18 protein-coding genes and 1 pseudogene are annotated in these 17,478 nt (G+C 31.7%); 18 read left to right on the plus strand and 1 reads right to left on the minus strand.

The window, feature by feature from the left end; all coding sequences use genetic code 11:
* Positions 1-45: 45 nt before the first annotated feature.
* Positions 46-666: a ribonuclease H1 domain-containing protein gene (locus F598_RS0102720; protein WP_019037486.1), complete on the plus strand. Its 621-nt coding sequence runs from the start codon at positions 46-48 to the stop codon at positions 664-666.
* 3 nt (positions 667-669) lie between these two features.
* Here the strand turns inward: F598_RS0102720 and F598_RS0102725 are convergent, their stop codons facing one another.
* Entirely contained in the window at positions 670-1,002 is a 333-nt protein-coding gene (locus tag F598_RS0102725) for a helix-turn-helix domain-containing protein (protein WP_019037487.1), read from the minus strand.
* A 206-nt stretch (positions 1,003-1,208) separates the two neighbouring features.
* Here F598_RS0102725 and F598_RS0102730 point away from each other — a divergent pair, with 206 nt between their 5' ends.
* The 17 genes and pseudogenes from F598_RS0102730 (at position 1,209) to F598_RS0102805 (ending at position 17,476) form a co-directional block, all read left to right on the plus strand.
* The gene (locus F598_RS0102730; RefSeq protein WP_019037488.1) at positions 1,209-1,508 is read left to right on the plus strand and encodes a hypothetical protein; all 300 of its coding nucleotides are present in this window, start codon (positions 1,209-1,211) and stop codon (positions 1,506-1,508) included.
* Complete coding sequence (locus F598_RS0102735; protein WP_019037489.1) at positions 1,471-1,962, plus strand: hypothetical protein; 492 nt, start codon at positions 1,471-1,473, stop codon at positions 1,960-1,962. Before F598_RS0102730 ends, F598_RS0102735 begins: the two co-directional genes overlap by 38 nt.
* A gap of 47 nt (positions 1,963-2,009) precedes the next feature.
* On the plus strand, positions 2,010-2,693 hold the full coding sequence (locus F598_RS0102740) for a hypothetical protein (RefSeq protein ID WP_019037490.1): 684 nt from the start codon (positions 2,010-2,012) through the stop codon (positions 2,691-2,693).
* Positions 2,694-2,696: 3 nt separating this feature from the next.
* A complete protein-coding gene (locus F598_RS0102745; protein WP_019037491.1) occupies positions 2,697-3,329 on the plus strand; it encodes a hypothetical protein in 633 nt (210 codons plus the stop codon).
* A gap of 79 nt (positions 3,330-3,408) precedes the next feature.
* Positions 3,409-3,486, plus strand: a pseudogene (locus tag F598_RS15575) (ribonuclease H); the annotation flags it as partial.
* A gap of 232 nt (positions 3,487-3,718) precedes the next feature.
* Complete coding sequence (locus F598_RS0102750) at positions 3,719-4,642, plus strand: PfkB family carbohydrate kinase (protein WP_019037492.1); 924 nt, start codon at positions 3,719-3,721, stop codon at positions 4,640-4,642.
* A gap of 42 nt (positions 4,643-4,684) precedes the next feature.
* Positions 4,685-6,586, plus strand: coding sequence for an amidophosphoribosyltransferase (locus tag F598_RS0102755; protein ID WP_026302479.1), 1,902 nt, complete (start codon positions 4,685-4,687; stop codon positions 6,584-6,586).
* 104 nt (positions 6,587-6,690) lie between these two features.
* The gene (locus F598_RS0102760) at positions 6,691-7,665 is read left to right on the plus strand and encodes a hypothetical protein (protein WP_019037494.1); all 975 of its coding nucleotides are present in this window, start codon (positions 6,691-6,693) and stop codon (positions 7,663-7,665) included.
* Between the two features lie 86 nt (positions 7,666-7,751).
* Positions 7,752-9,050, plus strand: coding sequence for a flippase (locus F598_RS0102765; RefSeq protein ID WP_019037495.1), 1,299 nt, complete (start codon positions 7,752-7,754; stop codon positions 9,048-9,050).
* A 2-nt stretch (positions 9,051-9,052) separates the two neighbouring features.
* Positions 9,053-9,538: a hypothetical protein gene (locus tag F598_RS0102770; RefSeq protein ID WP_019037496.1), complete on the plus strand. Its 486-nt coding sequence runs from the start codon at positions 9,053-9,055 to the stop codon at positions 9,536-9,538.
* Positions 9,525-10,403, plus strand: a complete 879-nt coding sequence (locus F598_RS14860; protein ID WP_019037497.1) for a sulfotransferase — start codon at positions 9,525-9,527, stop codon at positions 10,401-10,403. The genes F598_RS0102770 and F598_RS14860 overlap by 14 nt, the downstream gene beginning before the upstream one ends.
* On the plus strand, positions 10,400-11,368 hold the full coding sequence (locus tag F598_RS14300) for a glycosyltransferase (protein WP_019037498.1): 969 nt from the start codon (positions 10,400-10,402) through the stop codon (positions 11,366-11,368). The genes F598_RS14860 and F598_RS14300 overlap by 4 nt, the downstream gene beginning before the upstream one ends.
* The gene (locus F598_RS0102785) at positions 11,362-12,621 is read left to right on the plus strand and encodes a hypothetical protein (protein ID WP_019037499.1); all 1,260 of its coding nucleotides are present in this window, start codon (positions 11,362-11,364) and stop codon (positions 12,619-12,621) included. Before F598_RS14300 ends, F598_RS0102785 begins: the two co-directional genes overlap by 7 nt.
* Positions 12,578-13,744: a glycosyltransferase family protein gene (locus F598_RS0102790; RefSeq protein WP_019037500.1), complete on the plus strand. Its 1,167-nt coding sequence runs from the start codon at positions 12,578-12,580 to the stop codon at positions 13,742-13,744. The genes F598_RS0102785 and F598_RS0102790 overlap by 44 nt, the downstream gene beginning before the upstream one ends.
* Positions 13,737-15,005 carry an O-antigen ligase family protein gene (locus F598_RS0102795; protein WP_019037501.1) on the plus strand — a complete coding sequence of 423 codons (1,269 nt, stop codon included), beginning with the start codon at positions 13,737-13,739 and terminating at the stop codon, positions 15,003-15,005. Before F598_RS0102790 ends, F598_RS0102795 begins: the two co-directional genes overlap by 8 nt.
* Positions 14,968-16,068 (plus strand): DUF1972 domain-containing protein, encoded by a 1,101-nt coding sequence (locus F598_RS0102800; protein ID WP_019037502.1) that lies wholly within the window; start codon positions 14,968-14,970, stop codon positions 16,066-16,068. The genes F598_RS0102795 and F598_RS0102800 overlap by 38 nt, the downstream gene beginning before the upstream one ends.
* A gap of 100 nt (positions 16,069-16,168) precedes the next feature.
* A complete protein-coding gene (locus tag F598_RS0102805) occupies positions 16,169-17,476 on the plus strand; it encodes a UDP-glucose dehydrogenase family protein (RefSeq protein WP_019037503.1) in 1,308 nt (435 codons plus the stop codon).
* Positions 17,477-17,478 lie beyond the last annotated feature (2 nt).

Below are 17,478 nucleotides of genomic sequence, written 5' to 3' on the forward strand. Positions count from 1 at the left end.
AATTTTAGGGATGAACTGTTATTTCTTGACTAATAAAAGAGCTGAATGGGTAAAAAGAAAAAATTTTATGTGGTTTGGGAGGGCTATGAGCCAGGAATTTATTCCAGTTGGCAGGAGTGTAAGCTCAAGATCCAGAACTACCCAAATGCGAAGTATAAATCCTTTGAAAGTCTTGAGGAAGCAAAGGAAGCTTACGCCATGGGATTTTTTAGTTTTCAGAAGCAAAAAAAGCAGATTCCGAAATCCTATTCCAAAGAAGGGATTGAATGGAAGTCTATCGCTGTAGATGCTGCTTCTAGCGGAAATCCGGGAAAGATGGAATATAGGGGAGTAGTCACTAAAACCAAGCAAGTGCTTTTTCATATGGGACCTTTTCCTAATGGGACCAATAATATTGGTGAGTTTTTAGCCCTGGTTCATGGACTAGCCTTTTTGAAAGAAAAAAAAAGTGATCTACCTATTTACACAGATTCCAGAATTGCTATGTCCTGGATTCGACAGAAGAAGTGTAAAACTAACCTCGCTAAAAACGCTAAAAACGAAAAGCTTTTCGAATTGATCAAAAGAGCTGAAATCTGGCTTTCTAAACACACTTTTAAAAACCCCATTCTGAAATGGGAGACCAAATCCTGGGGCGAAATCCCGGCTGATTTTGGGAGGAAGTGAAGATTATTTTTTACTCCTTAGAATTTTTTTTAATTTTTGATTTTCTTTTTTAAGCAATTTTAATTCTCTATTTAAAATCAAAACATCATTATATAAAGAAGAATTTATTATTAAAATAGGTATGCCATTTTGTTGTTTAATAAATTTGCTTTCATAAATTTCATTCAAATTAACATCTAAAATCAAGCTTAGTTTCTCCCATTCTGAAATTGTCATTTGTATTAAACCATTTTCTCTTCTACAATATTGAGATTGTGTAAAGTTCATTTTTTCTGCAATGCACTCTTGACTTAATCCTCTATTCTTTCGTTGTTTTATAAGTTTTAAAAGTTTCATTATGAGCGATTAACTATATACTATAAAAGTATATTACTTTATTGAAAAGTTGTTACGGTTTGACCTTAAACATGTTACGGGAAAACCGTAAAATTTACATTCTCAAGTGTTAATTAACAGTTTATGCTTGTTTTCACATTTTTTTAACCTCTAAATCCGACTAATTTTAGGCAGTAGCTACAGTCAAAATCTTTAATTGACTTAAAATGTTTAAAGAATTAAAACTGAATGATATGAAAAAATTGATTTTTATACTGATATTGATCTGTATGTCTTGTGAGAATGATGAAGAATTCACGACATATGACCATAATAAACTTGAGAAATATGATTTAAAAGAATTTAATAAATTAAGTATCGTTGAGAAAGAGTCTTTCCTAAATGTTGAAAAAACTAAACTTTCAAGAGATGAACTACCAAAGTTTGACAACATGAATGATGCATTAAACCATCTTTATAAATTGAAATATGAGAATAAGTCGAAGATCGAAAACTCAAAATTCTGACGGTACAATAACTGCAAAGGGCAACGATTACGTTGTAAGGGAAATTAGAATTAGAAGGAAAGACTGTAGAAAGAAAAGATGGGTTGGCTTTAATACAGAATTTGATCCAGATTGGACTATGTCTGAAAACTCACAATCTATAGCCGTTTTTTCGATTCATCATTTAAGAGCAAGTGCCTCTGCTGAATTGAAAGCTAAATCTGGCTTTAAGCTAGAAAATGGAGCTATAAAACCTTCAGCAGAAGTTAGTGGTGAAGTTAAAATCAATGTAAATACAGGTAAAGCAATTTTAAGGGTAAATTTTGAAATTAGCAGAAGACATGTATTGGCAACAAATGTAGGTCCTGGAACCTCAGGGAGTACAATTCAATCTGGTGGGGTGCATTATAATCATAAATGGAATGATAGGTTTAATTATTATTTTAACCATTATTATACTGATCTGACTGATTAATGTCTAAGTTTATTTCCTGGCGTTTGTGCCAGGAAACTTTTATGTGTATGAAATATTTATTCAAGATTTTGATTTTGATTTTGATTAATGTGTCAGTAGTTGTTTCTCAAAACACTTTAAATCAAAATTTTAGCCTAACACTTGGGAAGCCAATTTTTTCGGAATCTTCTCAAGATGCTAAAAATTTTTCAGCTGGAATAAACTATCAAAATCGATTTTCAAATTCTTTTGCATTTGATGTATTCTATACGTATGCTCAGGTTAGTAATTTACCAGACTATATTGATGATGCAGAACAATTAGAACAGGAAATCCTAGGCTTATCTGGTGGTTTAAACTTATTTTTCGAGACAGATTGGTCGCGTATTAGAAATCATTCTTTGGGTTCTAAAATTCATTTCCTATTCGTAAATAGCGATACTTGGAGCTTTTCAGTATTTGGTGGTTTTGGATATAACTTTTCTAGTTCTAAACAGCATGTGTTATTGAACACAACTTTTGATGAAGAGACACTTGAAATCATCTCATTCGAAAATGAGGTGGAAACCGAAAATTATAATAGTTTTTTTGGAATTTATGGACTACAGACCCATTATAATTTTTATAAAAACTATTTAATAGGTTTTGAGGTTTCATTTTTATCGGCTTTTACTGGAGAAGATGATTTTGATACGCTAAACAGATTACCAGACTATTATAACTTTAACCTAATACTTGGATTTAAATTTTAAATTATGAAAATTTTATTTTTGCCAATTAGTCTTTTATTTATCTCTGTGCTCTATTCTCAATCGGATAAGATGAATAATTCTGACTCATCCAAATTTGAGGTTGCTTATTCCTATGGTATTTCATATTTAGAATACGCAGATGGAAATCCAGAAGATCCATTGAATTTGTCAGTTTCACCTTTTGGTTCGTTTCAGGAATTGAATTTTGACTTTAGATTACCCAAAAACAGATATATAGGTTTGGGATTATCAAGACAACAGCACAGAGAAAGTATAGATAGGAGTTTGGTTTTTAACGATAGTGTAGAGTTGTTGCTTTCAGACTATGATAATATTCTTCAAACCAATTATATTGATGTGCATTTTAGACAAGTTTTTAAAAATGGTTTCCAATTAACGTTTGGCTTGTATTATTTGAATCAAACAGAAAACAGGTTGCAAATTGTTGTTTTTGAAAATTTTACAGGCTTTAGATTAAGCAGCGACACCATAAACGATGCAGGTATATTTATTTCTCCAGAGTACTTTTTCGATATCAATACATATTTTGAATTGGGCTTAAAAGCTAAGGCATACTACACATTTGGGGTTTTTGAAGCAATCACTCTACTGCCAACAGCTAGATTTAAAATTTGAATTTAGTTATTTGTATTTTCTTAAAAACCTGTACACTTTTAGGTTTTTTTATTCTAAGAGCAAAGTAGTGGTTAGAAAAAACAGCTTCAACAATCCCATATTAAAATGGGAGACCAAATCCTGGGGGGAAATCCCTGCGGATTTTGGGAGGAAATAAAGTCCAGAAGTGATAAATCTAAAAAATAATTTAATTAGACCTCACAGGTTTTAAAAACCTGTGAGGTTTTTAAAAATGAGAATTAGATTTGTAGAAACCAAACTTTAAGAAGCCATTAAAACCTTATCCCTTGATTAGTATTTTCTTTAGGCTATTCATACTACTTGAAATAAAACATTCAACCGATTAAATTCTTACAGAAACCCTATATTTGCAAAAAATTTAAAGACAGATGAGCAAATTATTGATTGTAGGAACTGTAGCTTTTGATGCCATTGAAACGCCTTTTGGTAAAACCGATAAAATTCTTGGTGGTGCAGGGACTTATATTGCCCTTAGTGCCTCTCAGTTTGATGTAGAATCTTCGGTGGTTTCTGTAGTTGGTGATGACTTTCCACAATCGTATTTGGATTTACTTACCGATCGCAAGGTGAATTTAGAAGGCTTAAATGTTGTAGAAGGTGGAAAGACCTTCTTTTGGAGCGGTAGGTATCATAATGATATGAACACCAGAGATACTCTAGATACTCAGTTGAATGTGCTAGCAGATTTTAGCCCAGTAGTTCCAGAAGACTTCAAGCAGTCAGAAATTGTGATGCTAGGAAATTTGCACCCAGCTGTTCAGTTAAGTGTGATCGAGCAGGTTAATGATCCTAAGCTTATTGTGCTAGACACAATGAACTTTTGGATGGATTCTGAGCTGGATTTACTTAAACAAGTGATTTCAAAAGTAGATGTGATCACTATCAACGATGAAGAAGCGAGACAGTTATCCGGTGAATATTCTTTAGTGAAAGCTGCCAGAACCATTAGAGATATGGGGCCAGATTATGTGGTGATTAAGAAAGGAGAGCATGGCGCTTTGTTATTCCATAACGAAGAAATGTTTTTTGCACCGGCTTTACCGCTGGAAGAAGTATTTGATCCAACAGGGGCGGGAGATACCTTTGCAGGAGGATTTGTAGGTTATCTGGCCAGTACAAAAGATATCTCTTTTGAAAACATGAAGAATGCAGTGATTTATGGATCCAATTTAGCGTCCTTTTGTGTTGAAAAATTTGGAACAGATAAGATGTTGAATCTAGATAAAGATGAAGTAGAAAAGCGTCTGGAAAGCTTTAAAGCGCTTACTCAATTTGAAATCAATTTAGCTTAATATGTTGCCCTGATGATTCGGGGCTTTTTTATAGACACAGGGATGAGTGAACTTATAAAACATGAATGTGGCATTGCTACACTAAGGCTTCTAAAGCCGATTTCTTACTATAAAGAGAAATACGGGAGTGCGTTTTACGGCATCAATAAGATGTATTTGATGATGGAAAAACAGCACAATCGAGGTCAGGACGGTGCTGGCCTTGCTAGTGTGAAGTTGGATGTTAAGCCAGGACATAGATACATCAGCAGAATTAGATCTAACGAAGCTCAGCCCATACAGGATATTTTTGCTCAAGTTAACCAGCGAATCAATAAAGAGCTGGAAATCCATCCCGGGATTTTAGAAGATATAGATGCCAGAAAAACAGACCTTCCTTACTTAGGTGAAGTGTATCTGGGCCATGTGCGTTATGGTACTTACGGTAAAAATAGTATTGAAAGCGTACATCCTTTTTTAAGGCAAAATAATTGGATGCATCGTAACCTGATCGTTGCTGGAAACTTCAACATGACCAATGTGAACGAATTGTTTCAGAATTTGGTTGAACTGGGACAGCATCCTAAAGAGAAAGCTGATACAGTGACCGTGATGGAGAAAATCGGTCATTTTTTAGACTCTGAAGTCAGAAAACTTTATAAAAAATTAAAAGAGGAAGGCTTCAACAAAAAAGAGGCCTCTCCTCATATTGTTGAGCAACTTAAAGTTCATAAGATTTTAAGAAAATCCTCCAAAGACTGGGATGGGGGTTATGTGATTGCCGGGATGTTAGGCCATGGAGATTCTTTTGTGTTGAGAGATCCTAACGGCATTCGTCCTGCGTATTATTACAAAGACGATGAAGTCGTGGTGGTAGCTTCAGAGCGTCCCGTGATTCAAACAGCCTTCAATGTTCCTTTTGAAGAGGTTCAAGAACTGATGCCAGGGGAAGCGATTATCACTAAGAAAGACGGCTCGGTTCATTTTAAAACGATACTCAAGCCAAGAGAGCGTAAGGCATGTTCTTTTGAGCGGATTTACTTCTCCAGAGGAAGCGATGCTGAAATTTATAAAGAGCGAAAAAATTTAGGTCGACTTTTAATGCCAGAAGTACTGAAGGCTATTGATTATGATACCATGAATTCTGTGTTTTCCTTCATTCCGAATACTGCTGAAACCTCGTTTTATGGGATGGTCGAAGCAGCACAGGATGAATTGAATCATCAGAAAAATCAAGCCATTCTGAAAGAAAAAGAAAACCTGACTGACGAACGGCTTTCTGAAATTCTGAACCTAAGATTGAGAACTGAAAAAATTGCTGTTAAGGATGTTAAGTTAAGAACGTTTATAACCGAAGACAGCAGCAGAGATGACCTGGTAGCTCATGTTTACGATGTGACCTACGGTGTAGTCAAACCCACAGATAATTTGGTGGTGATAGACGACAGTATTGTAAGAGGAACCACTTTAAAAAAGAGTATCCTCAAGATGCTAGACCGTTTAAACCCAAAGAAAATCATTATTGTCTCCTCGGCACCTCAGATTCGATATCCAGACTGCTATGGGATAGACATGGCCAAGCTAGAAGACTTTGTAGCTTTCCAGGCTGCGGTTTCATTACTTAAAGAAAGAGGGATTTATCAGGAAACGATGGACGCTGTCTACGAGAAATGTAAAGACCAGTCTGAGTTTGCAACACAGGCTGAAGAGAACCATGTGAAAGCGGTGTATGCTCCGTTTACTTACGAGGAGATCTCAGATCGAATAGCTCAGCTTTTAAGTGACGAGTCTATCCAATCTGAGGTAAAGGTCATTTACCAAACAGTAGACAAATTGCATGATGCTTGCCCAAAAAATTTAGGTGACTGGTATTTCACTGGAGATTATCCTACCCAAGGAGGTAATAAAGTCGTGAATAAAGCGTTTATGAACTTTTACGAAGGGAAAAGCGATAGGGCTTATTAAATAAGGTAGTTTTAAACGCAACCTTTTTTATTGGGCTGACATCTATTTACTGTCAAATAATACTTAATTTCGAATATTATTATTTACCATTTCTAATCTATATTATGCAAGATCATCAAACTCAATCTTCCTCAGATGAAATCGACTTAAGTGTTGTTTTTGATAAAATCAAATTCATTTTCAAATCCATTTTAATTGGGATAGTGCAAGTATTTCGATTTCTTTGGAAGCATAAGTTCAGGCTATTGATTGTGTTAGTTATAGGAGTTGGATTACAGATTTTATTAATAAGTCTTACTAAGAAAGTTTATGTGAATGAATTCTTAATAAAGACAAATTTCGAAAGTACTGAGTATGTATATAGCAAGATAAATTCTATAAATGCTAAACTTAAATCTGAAGATACAGTTTATTTAAGAGAAATTTTTGGCGAAAATTACGAGAAAGTTCTAGAGGTAGAAGTCGACCCAGTGGTCGATGTTTATAATTTAGTTAATAAGTCTGAAGAAAATAGAGAAATATTTGAACTTCTACTTGAAGAATATGGCGATATTTCATTTTTAGAGGAGGAGATTAACATTAATGAATACCCTACTCATCAAATAAGAATATTCATAAAAGGAAGTGCATTTGGTAAAGAGATATCTAATCACTTGTTCGGCAAGTTGTCATCTAATCCATATTATACTGATCTAAAGACAACAACTTTAGAAAATTATAAAGAACAACTGATTCAGAACAAAGAAATTAGATCTCAAATTGATAGCATTATCAAAGGTAGAAATGAAATTGGAATAATGCCTAATCTCAATGATAATGCTGTTTCTTTCACTGGAAGTCAAAATTTTAGAGAGTTGCTAAGTCAAAAAAAGAATCTTTTATATGATGACTTATCGCTAAGAAACAAATTGTCGTCTGAAAATGAAGTTTTAAAAGTAATAGATTCGTCATATGGTATGTTAAGTGAAGATCGAAATAGCTCTAGTATACTATTTCCTGTTGCATTATTGGGGTTATACCTTTTCATTTATTTTATCATATTCTTAAGCCAAGCAGTTCTTCGTTTTGTTCGCAACTAATTTGAAAATTACAATACTGAGCATCACAGAGGATTTTAAAATTTAAAAGCAATGTATATCATCAAACAAAATGTTTCTTGAGATTAATGAATAATCCCATAAAGAAAATCCTTGAAAATTCAGATTATAAAGAAATACTTAAAAAAGGGAGTTATTTTTTAATCCTTAGGTTATTTGGCGCCTTTATAGGCTATGTATTTACAATATATGTTTCAAATAATTACGGTGCAGATATTTATGGTTTAGTGGCCCTTTGTTTTTCTTTTTTTTTAATTATTGGAGTGTTTGGAAGGTTAGGATTGGATACAAATATTGTTAAGTTTTTTTCACAATCAAAAAACAACACTGAAGCAGGTGTTTTCTATAAATCAGTTATTGTCACGTTCATAGCTAGTTGCCTTTTTTCAAGTTTAATATTTTTTTTTAAAGAAGCGATTATTTTTCGTTTTTACCAGCAGCCAAAACCAGAGTTGATTAATTTTTTACCTTGGATTTTACTTTCGATACCATTCTGGAATATTGCTATAATTTGTAGTAGTTATTTTAGAGCCAAAAAACAAAGTCTTGCTTTTAGTTTTATCAATTACCCAAGTAGATTTTTAATTTCGTTACTTATATTAATTATCTTTTGGAGTAGTAATCAAGATCCCATTATAATCTTAAAGGCTCACTTCTGGGCTGTTTTTATTACTGCATTTACAAGCTTTTTTATTGTGATTAGAAAATTGAATTATATTACAATTTCTACATACAAATATTTGGATTTTATAAAGGAATCTTTTCCAATGTTACTTTCATCATCCATCTTAATTTTACTTACAATGGTAGATACACAAATTATGGGTGTATTCGAGACTAAATCCAACATAGGAATTTACTCCGTGGCAGTAAAAATTGCTGCTTTGACATCCTTCAGTCTATCTGCTATCAATTCAATACTAGCACCTAAAATTGCTAAAAGTCATGCAGAAGGTGATGATAGTTTTAAAAACATTGTTCGTTTTTCCACTAACATAAATTTTTTTATAACGATTGCTATTGCTTCTGTTATCATTATTTTTAATAATTTTATTTTAAGTCTATTTGGAGAAGAGTTTATTGAAGGAAGCTCAATTTTGATTCTACTATGCGCAGGACAAATCATAAATTCATTCTCTGGTTCTGTAGGAATTATACTTCAAATGATCGGTAAGCAAAAAGTACATCAGAATTTTGTGTTGGCTGCACTGATAATAAACATCATACTTACTTCTTTTTTGACGCCTTTATATGGTGGTTTAGGAGCTGCAGGTGCTACTGTTGCAAGTATGGCATTCTGGAACATTGGATGTGCCATCTATTTAAAGAAGATAGTTGGAATTAAAACTTACTTCCATAAATTATAATCATGAAAAAAATCACATTTATTATTCTTTTTGTTTTTTTTTCATGTATTGAAGAAAAAAAAGATGAAACGAAAGTGACTATGGTATTCAGATCAGAGTATGATGAGACAATTCAGCTTTTCTTTACAGATGATGAACATCCTAAATTTAACAACAATAATTTATTAAAAAAGAAAGTTTTAGGAAGTAGGCAATATCAAAGAATTGTTTTTGAAATCCCAAAAAAAATTAAACCCAGAAGGTTTAGAATAGATCTTGGAGAAGAAAAATACACTACATCTCTTTATATCAAAACGATTACTATTGATTTCGGATCAAAACAAATCACCATTGACGATGATACATTTGATCGGTATTTTTCAACCAATATCTATTTAAAAAAAGAAGGTCGAAACCGTTTTGAAAGAAAATTGATAAACAGAAGCTACGACCCTTTTATTAAATCGACACCTCTATTAGAAAAAAAAATGTTTATTGAATTTAGATAGAATGAAGGAAAGCCAACAACCAATTATTATTATAGGTATGCACAGGTCAGGTACTTCAATGCTTACCGGTTTCATCTCTAATTTAGGAGTTTTCATGGGTAGAGATAAGTCTATGAATGACGAGTCAGTATTTTTTCAACGTATTAATGATTGGCTTTTATACCAATTTGGAGCAACTTGGGATAATCCGCTCGATTTAAGAGAAATTGAAATTAAAACTATGCCTCAAATCTCAGAATTCCTACAATCTAAAATTAAATCGTTAAGTGCACTTCCTTATTTTGGTTTATCAAAGTATATTGGATACAAATTGAACTCATCAATAAACTATAAATGGGGATGGAAGGATCCAAGAAATTCACTTTTATTAGATTTTTATAAGGAGATTTATCCCAATGCTAAAATCGTTCATATTTATAGAAACCCAGTTGATGTAGCCTTAAGTCTTAGGTCAAGAGAGAATAAATTTGATGAAGAATTTAAGGTTTCTATGAAGAAAAGAATCAAAAGCAATCTATTAATTAAAGAAAGAATATTTTGCCACTCACCACTAGTTAAAGATCTAGAATACTCGTTCAACCTATGGAAAATGTATACTTCGAAAGCTTTAGAAGCTGATAGTAAATTCAAAGATGTAATACATATCAATTATGAAGATTTTCTAAAATCACCAAAAATAGTTTTGACTGAATTAAGTGAATATCTCGAATTGAATCCTGATCAGTCAATTTTGAATTCAATTATTTCCAAAGCAGATTACAATAGGGCTTTTGCATTTAGAAAAGATCCACAAGCAGTAAAGTTTTATAAAAATATAAAAGACAACCCCTTAGTAAAAAGGCTGAATTATCACAATCTCATATGAATAATGGTTTAACTACGGCAGTTATCGTTAGTTACGGCGATAGATCAAATTATTTTACAAAAGTACTATTGGCTTTAAATGAAAGTGATAAAATAGATAAAATTATATTTGTAAATAACGCTATTTCTAAAGAAAGCAGGATTTCACTAGAATCCCTCAAAATTGAAAAACTAAAGATACTTAATCAAGGAAAAAACACTGGCTCTGCTAAGGGCTATAAAGATGGAATCCTAAAAGCTTTAAATATTAATTCAGACTTTATTTGGCTACTAGATGATGATAACCTGCCTGAGAATCAAGCGCTGGATGTACTTTACCAAAATTGGCAATTACTTTCTAAACAATATAAAAAGGATATTGCTTTACTTTCTTACAGACCTGATAGAAATATTTTCAAAAAGGCAATAGAACTTAATAAGCCAAATTTGATGTTGGGTCCTAACAATTCTTTTTTAGGAATAAATTTCTTTCATAAATTAAAAGGTTTAGTCACCAAGTCAAAAAAAAATAAATTAACTAAAACTGATGTAGGAAAGGTTGATGTAGCTCCCTATGGAGGGCTTTTTTTTAGGAGTTCTTTAATAGAAACAATTGGTCTACCTGATGAAGACTTTTTTTTATATGGTGACGATTATGATTTTTCATACCGAATCACTCAAAAAGGGGATGGGATTTTTTTAATTTTAAAAAGCGTTGTAAATGATTTAGAGAAATCTTTTCATTTGAAGGGTAAAAAAGTAAATATTATAAGCAATAGGTTTATAAATACTAACTCTAAAATCAAAATATTTTATTCAGTAAGAAATGGGATCAATTTTGAATTAAAATTTATTACAAATAAACTAGTGTATTATTCTAATGCACTATGTCATATTTTAGGGACTTTACTAGTTTTCATATTAAGACCAAAACATTTATGGAAATTTAAGTACTATATAAAAGGAATAAAATCGAGTAAATGTTAAAGCTAAAGACAATATACACTATATCTTTTTATCTGATACTTAGTTTCACTTTTTTAATAGGTGGTTTGCTTCAGTTTATCATTGGTTTGTCCAATACAGGATTGACCATTGTACTTGGATTCGTTATGCTCCTTAACTATATTGTATATGCTCTAGTAAAAAAGAAAATAATGCTGAACTGGGTGTTTATAAGTTTTTTACTTTATATGCTCAGTATATTAATAAGCGCGTTATTTAATGGTACGAATACTGCTAAAACCCTTATTTATCTTAATTTTTCGATTTTACCCTTAAGCACATTTTATTTTTTTTATATAAACAGAAAGGAAGGTTATTTAAATCCTAGGTCGTATCTGCAATTTATATTGTTTATTGCTTGTATTCAGCTTCCAGTATTACTAATTCAAGGAAACTTCTATGATCAGCTTATGACCTTCAATAATAGTGGGCAAAATATAGCATCATTTGATTTTTTATATGGTACATTTTTAGTTAAGTCGGATCATTCTTTAGGATGCTTTTTGTTGTTTATAATTGCTGGTTTATTGTTTGATTTTAATAATATATCAAATTATGTAAAGTATAGATTTTTTTATGCTTTGTACTTAAGTATTACAGTATTGTTAGCAGAATCAAATATATCTAAAGCATTATTAATCTCTACTTGGGCTATTTATATTATCTATTTAGTTTATTCTAGAATTCCGAAATCAATTTATAATCGGAAATTCTATATAATAGTTACGTCTCTAGCTTTTGTTTTCCTTGTTTATAACATTAGAAATATAGGCTTTATCACCTCAAAGCTTGGAGGTACGATTGAGAATAATTATACGGTAGAAAAGGCAAAATATTTCTACGATGAAGCTAAAGCCAAAAGGCTACAAATAATAATAGTTGCCATAAATGAATTGGAAACAAAATACATAGGAAGTGGGCCTTATTCTTACTTTGATATTCTAACAGGTAAATTTAAGAATACAATACATTTTTCTCAATTCATATGGTGCTATTTTGATCTGGGCCTATTTGGATTATTAACTTTGTTGTTTTACATATATCATTTGATCAGATCAACATTAAAGAAAAATCAATATTTATTCATATTCATTTTTCCAATAACCATCATTTATATGATGTATACGACTCCATTTTCCGAAATAGGGATTTTGATTAGTCTTTTTTTAATTTTTAGCATTAAGTACCCCAATGAATTTAATAATAATACCATTCCACGACTGGAGAAAAAGTGAAAATGAAGGTTTTAGAACAAGAGATGTTCACTTCATAAAAGCTTTTGCAAAAAATGATAGGGTTGAAAAAATCTTAATTATAAACAGGCCGTTCACCAAATTAGAGTTGCTATTAAATCAATATAAACAAAGGTTGCCGGGTGAATTGATATTTAAGCGAAGAGGTTTTGCATTAACAAAGGTTTCAGACAAAATTTATGTTTTAGATTATTTGTCTTTAGATGTTATAAATCAGATACTTTTAAGGCATAAGTGGTTTATAAGACGTTACGGTGATAAAAAATTATTGCAATTTATTTATCAAGTATTAGATATGCTTGATATATCAAACACTTCACTTATATGCCAAAATGTTTTCTCTAATAAACTGGCAATCAAATTAAAATCTAAATTCAAACTGTTTGATGCATGGGATAACTTCACTAAGTTCCCTAATTATTCACATTTAAATTCGGAAATTAGTAATGGTTATAATTCATTAAGTGAACATATTAAAACGTGGATAACTAACTCTAAAGAAAACCAAGACTTTTTCAAGGATAATTTTGGTGCAAAAAAAATTAGTCTAATCAAAAACGGAGTTAGCCAATCATTTGCTAAGAATTGTTTAGAAGTGCCTCAAGACATGAGGAGTATACCCCACCCAATTGCTGGATTTGGAGGAAAAATGTCATACCTAATCGATACGGATATTATAAATTACATTGTAAAAGATAATCCAGATATAAGCTTCGTTTTTGTAGGTCAAATATTAGATAAGGAAAAGTTTAAGGAAATTAACAATTCAGCTAATCTATACTTTTTGGGTGATAAAAAATATGATATTTACCCCTGCTATGTAAATAATTTTGATGTTGGTATAATTCCCTATGAGATTAATGATAAACAGCATGGTGGTGATTCTATTAAAGCATATGAATACCTTCAAGCAGGATTAAAGGTCATAGGCACTCATGGTAATGGATTATTAGATTTATCTGACTACCTATACTTAGCTAAAGATAAGTTTCAATTCTCTGAATTCCTTAAAAAAGATCTAGATTCCAAAAAAAAATTTGATTCCGATAAGTTTAGTTGGGAGTCTAAGTCTGAAAAAATTATATCGCTACTTGAGCATGAATAAAGTACTCTTACATCCGAACCTTCACTTGATTTTATTGACTGGGATTTCAATAAGTATACCACTGCCTAGATTGGTAGGAAATATATTTATTATAGTTTCATTCGCAATTTCATTATATGTTTTTAAAAAAAACAAAAAAGGTTTAAAGGATTTACTAGATGCTTCTTTCATTTTTCCTGCAGTGTTTTATACTTATATTTTGCTAAATGGTTTATACGGATATAATTCAAATGAATTTTTAAGACAGATTGATAAGAATTTTCTGGCTTTGATTATTCCTTTTTCCCTTTTGACACTTTTAAAACCTTTCTTTTTTGACAAAATTAAAAAGACCTACTCTTATGCTTTAGTATTAATTACTTTAAGTCTTATTTTAATTAATATTATTAATTTATTAAGCGGAGGTCCAAGTTCAATGTATTATTTTCATGATTTCACCGAGTTTGTAGGTATAAACGCTGTCTATTTTTCACTTTTTCTCTCCTTAGGAATTTTGATTTGCTTAAATCAGGTTTATAAAAGAATTGATATTAAAATCAACCTTATTTTTTTATTAACCTTTGCGTTGGGTCTTTTGTTTTGTGCGTCTAAAGCTATTATTGCTGCAACAATAATAGTTTCACTTATTCATGAAATTTTTTCGAAAAAGTCAAAGAAGACTTTATTATTTATTATATCAATAGGTACAATATTCACTTTTATAATTTATTCAAATCCATACCTTAAAGAAAGATTCGTTGAAGGGGTTAAATACGATTTGATTTTTGAAACCAGTGATGAATTAGCAAACGCTAAAGAATTTAGTAATTCTGAAATCGATAATATATCTGATTTAGAACTAAGAGCTATTTTTTTAAAAATTAGTATTTATCATTTAGTAAATGATGGTAATCTACTCTTTGGTTATGGGGTAAGTGATTATCAAGATTACTTAGATTACTACTACATGGTTTATGGCCTTGCTCCATTTCACTATGAAGGGTATAGTCCACATAATCAATATGCATATTCATTGGTTAGTTCGGGAATAATTGGATTATTGATCCTGGTTTTATATTTAGTTTATAGTTTTTTTCAAAATTTCAAATATAATAATCTTTTGGGTCTGTGTTTTTTAATACTAATATGTATAGCGATGCTATTCGAAACATACTTATTGAGAACCAAGGGAATTATTTTTTTCTTTTTCTTTAATACTTATTTCTTATTAGACAATAAACAACATGAAAATAGCAATTTTAGGAACAAGGGGTATACCTAACTACCATGGAGGATTTGAGCAGTTTGCTGAGAATTTTTCTATTTATCTTGTAGAAAAAGGCCACCAGACATATGTATATAACTCAAGCCTTCATCCTTTTAAAGGTGATAAATACAGGGGTGTAAGCATTATACATTGTAAAGATTATGAGGATAAACTAAATACGGCAGGACAGTTTATATATGACTTAAACTGTATAAAAGATGCACGTAATCGAGATTTTGACATCATACTCCAACTAGGGTATACAAGTAGTTCAATTTGGTATAGACTTCTTCCAAAAAAAACCATAATTATTACAAATATGGATGGCCTAGAATGGAAGAGGTCTAAATATTCTAAGCCAGTTAGAACATTTTTAAAATATGCAGAATACTTAGCGGTAAAAAGCAGTGATTATTTAATATCTGATTCACCAGGGATACAAGCATATATAAGAACTAAGTATGATGTAGATTCTAAATTTATAGCATATGGATCTAATCCTATAAACAATGTTGATGAATCGATATTAAATAACTATAGTTTAATTAAATATGAATATAACATGCTTATTGCTAGATTAGAACCAGAGAATAATATTGAAGTTATTCTAGATGGAGTTGAAAAGAGCAATTCTATAAAGCCATTTGTTGTTATTGGTAAGTATGATACAAATAGTTTTGGCAATTATATCTTTAACAAGTTCCGAAATTCAAAAAAAATTATTTTTCTTGGGGGTATATATAATCAAAACCACTTGAATGTAATGAGGTGGTTTTCAAACCTCTATTTCCATGGACATACTGTAGGAGGTACAAATCCATCATTACTAGAAGCCATGGCCTCAAATTGCCTTATTGTAGCTCACAATAATAGTTTCAATAAGTTTATTTTGGGATCTGATGGGTTTTATTTTGAGAATAAAAATGAAGTAGCTTTATGTATTGAGTCTTTAAATAAAAAGAATCATGTAGAGAAAATTAAAAATAATAAAAATAAAATAACTAATAATTTTAGTTGGAACTATATAAATCAATCTTATTTAGATTTTTTTAAACAATGTACGGTTCAAAGAACATAATTAAGTTACAACCAATTCTAATGAGTTATATATTTAAATTATTTTTTCTCGCTAGTTGTGTATCTTTTGATATTTTTGGAAACATTTTTAATTCAACCTTATGAAAATAGCTGTCATCGGGACTGGCTATGTAGGCCTGGTTACAGGAACCTGTTTAGCAGAAAACGGAAATGAAGTCCTTTGTGTCGACATCGATAAAAATAAAGTCGAACAAATGAAAGCGGGGGTAGTTCCAATATACGAGCCTCATTTAGATGTCCTCTTCGAAAGAAACATAGAAGCCGGTCGCTTAAATTTTACAACCAGCCTAAAGGAGGGATTGGACTTTGGTGAGGTTATTTTCCTCGCCTTGCCAACTCCTGAAGATGAAGACGGCTCTGCCGATTTAAAATATGTGTTAGGCGTGGCCAAAGAGATAGGAGAATATATTACCTCGTATAAGGTTATCGTAGACAAAAGCACAGTCCCTGTGGGTACGGCTGATCTTGTTCATGCGACAATAGCCAAAACCTGCAAAACAGACTTTGATGTGGTTTCTAACCCTGAATTTCTAAGAGAAGGCTTTGCTGTAGACGATTTTATGAAGCCTGAACGAATTGTTATTGGGTCCAGTAGCGAGAGAGCTACTGAAGTCATGCAGCGCTTGTATCAGCCATTTGTAAGGTCAGGTAACCCAGTAATCACTATGGATGAAAAGTCAGCTGAACTGACCAAATATGCATCCAACTCCTTTCTGGCAACCAAGATCACCTTTATGAACGAGATAGCTAACTACTGTCAGAAAGTAGGGGCAGATGTCGATAAAGTGAGAATTGGAATGGGAACCGACTCCAGAATCGGAAAACGCTTTCTGTTTCCAGGCATTGGGTACGGAGGTTCTTGTTTCCCTAAAGATGTAAAAGCACTTCATAAATCAGGTCAAGACATCGATTACAGCTTCAAAATCCTAGAGGCAGTGGTGGATGTGAATGAAAAACAAAAAACTATACTTTTTCCAGAACTTTCTAGCTATTTCGATGCTGATTTAAAAGGAAAAACCATTGCAGTTTGGGGCTTAGCCTTCAAGCCCGAAACCGATGATATTCGTGAAGCTCCAGCTTTATATATGATCGATAAATTGTTGGAAGTGGGAGCTAAGATAAAAGCCTTTGATCCCGAAGCAATGGAAAATGTAGAGCAGAAATATGGAGGTAAAATCAGTTTTGGAGAAGACATGTATGAGGTGACTCAGGATGCTGATGCTCTTCTTATTTGTACCGAATGGAGTATTTTCAGAACTCCAGACTATAAACGCTTAAAATCAAATTTAAAACAACCTGTTATTTTTGATGGTAGAAATTTATATCCGACGGTTGAGTTGGCTAAAGAAGGTATTCATTATATTTCAATAGGAAGACAGAAGGTATAAGG

The sequence above is a fragment of the Psychroflexus tropicus DSM 15496 genome, from assembly GCF_000378765.1.
Classification (GTDB): Bacteria; Bacteroidota; Bacteroidia; order Flavobacteriales; family Flavobacteriaceae; genus Psychroflexus; species Psychroflexus tropicus.

What these genes read in the sequence shown, in the direction of transcription:
- F598_RS0102745 (WP_019037491.1), top strand. Translation starts at nt 2,697, where the DNA reads ATGAAAATTTTATTTTTGCCAATTAGTCTTTTATTTATCTCTGTGCTC.
- F598_RS0102720 (WP_019037486.1), top strand. Translation starts at nt 46, where the DNA reads ATGGGTAAAAAGAAAAAATTTTATGTGGTTTGGGAGGGCTATGAGCCA.
- F598_RS14300 (WP_019037498.1), top strand. Translation starts at nt 10,400, where the DNA reads ATGAATAATGGTTTAACTACGGCAGTTATCGTTAGTTACGGCGATAGA.
- F598_RS0102725 (WP_019037487.1), bottom strand. Translation starts at nt 1,002, where the DNA reads ATGAAACTTTTAAAACTTATAAAACAACGAAAGAATAGAGGATTAAGT.
- F598_RS0102755 (WP_026302479.1), top strand. Translation starts at nt 4,685, where the DNA reads ATGAGTGAACTTATAAAACATGAATGTGGCATTGCTACACTAAGGCTT.
- F598_RS0102735 (WP_019037489.1), top strand. Translation starts at nt 1,471, where the DNA reads ATGAGAATAAGTCGAAGATCGAAAACTCAAAATTCTGACGGTACAATA.
- F598_RS0102760 (WP_019037494.1), top strand. Translation starts at nt 6,691, where the DNA reads ATGCAAGATCATCAAACTCAATCTTCCTCAGATGAAATCGACTTAAGT.
- F598_RS0102790 (WP_019037500.1), top strand. Translation starts at nt 12,578, where the DNA reads ATGAATTTAATAATAATACCATTCCACGACTGGAGAAAAAGTGAAAAT.
- F598_RS0102795 (WP_019037501.1), top strand. Translation starts at nt 13,737, where the DNA reads ATGAATAAAGTACTCTTACATCCGAACCTTCACTTGATTTTATTGACT.
- F598_RS0102730 (WP_019037488.1), top strand. Translation starts at nt 1,209, where the DNA reads ATGTTTAAAGAATTAAAACTGAATGATATGAAAAAATTGATTTTTATA.
- F598_RS0102740 (WP_019037490.1), top strand. Translation starts at nt 2,010, where the DNA reads ATGAAATATTTATTCAAGATTTTGATTTTGATTTTGATTAATGTGTCA.
- F598_RS0102750 (WP_019037492.1), top strand. Translation starts at nt 3,719, where the DNA reads ATGAGCAAATTATTGATTGTAGGAACTGTAGCTTTTGATGCCATTGAA.
- F598_RS0102785 (WP_019037499.1), top strand. Translation starts at nt 11,362, where the DNA reads ATGTTAAAGCTAAAGACAATATACACTATATCTTTTTATCTGATACTT.
- F598_RS0102805 (WP_019037503.1), top strand. Translation starts at nt 16,169, where the DNA reads ATGAAAATAGCTGTCATCGGGACTGGCTATGTAGGCCTGGTTACAGGA.
- F598_RS0102800 (WP_019037502.1), top strand. Translation starts at nt 14,968, where the DNA reads ATGAAAATAGCAATTTTAGGAACAAGGGGTATACCTAACTACCATGGA.
- F598_RS0102765 (WP_019037495.1), top strand. Translation starts at nt 7,752, where the DNA reads ATGAATAATCCCATAAAGAAAATCCTTGAAAATTCAGATTATAAAGAA.
- F598_RS0102770 (WP_019037496.1), top strand. Translation starts at nt 9,053, where the DNA reads ATGAAAAAAATCACATTTATTATTCTTTTTGTTTTTTTTTCATGTATT.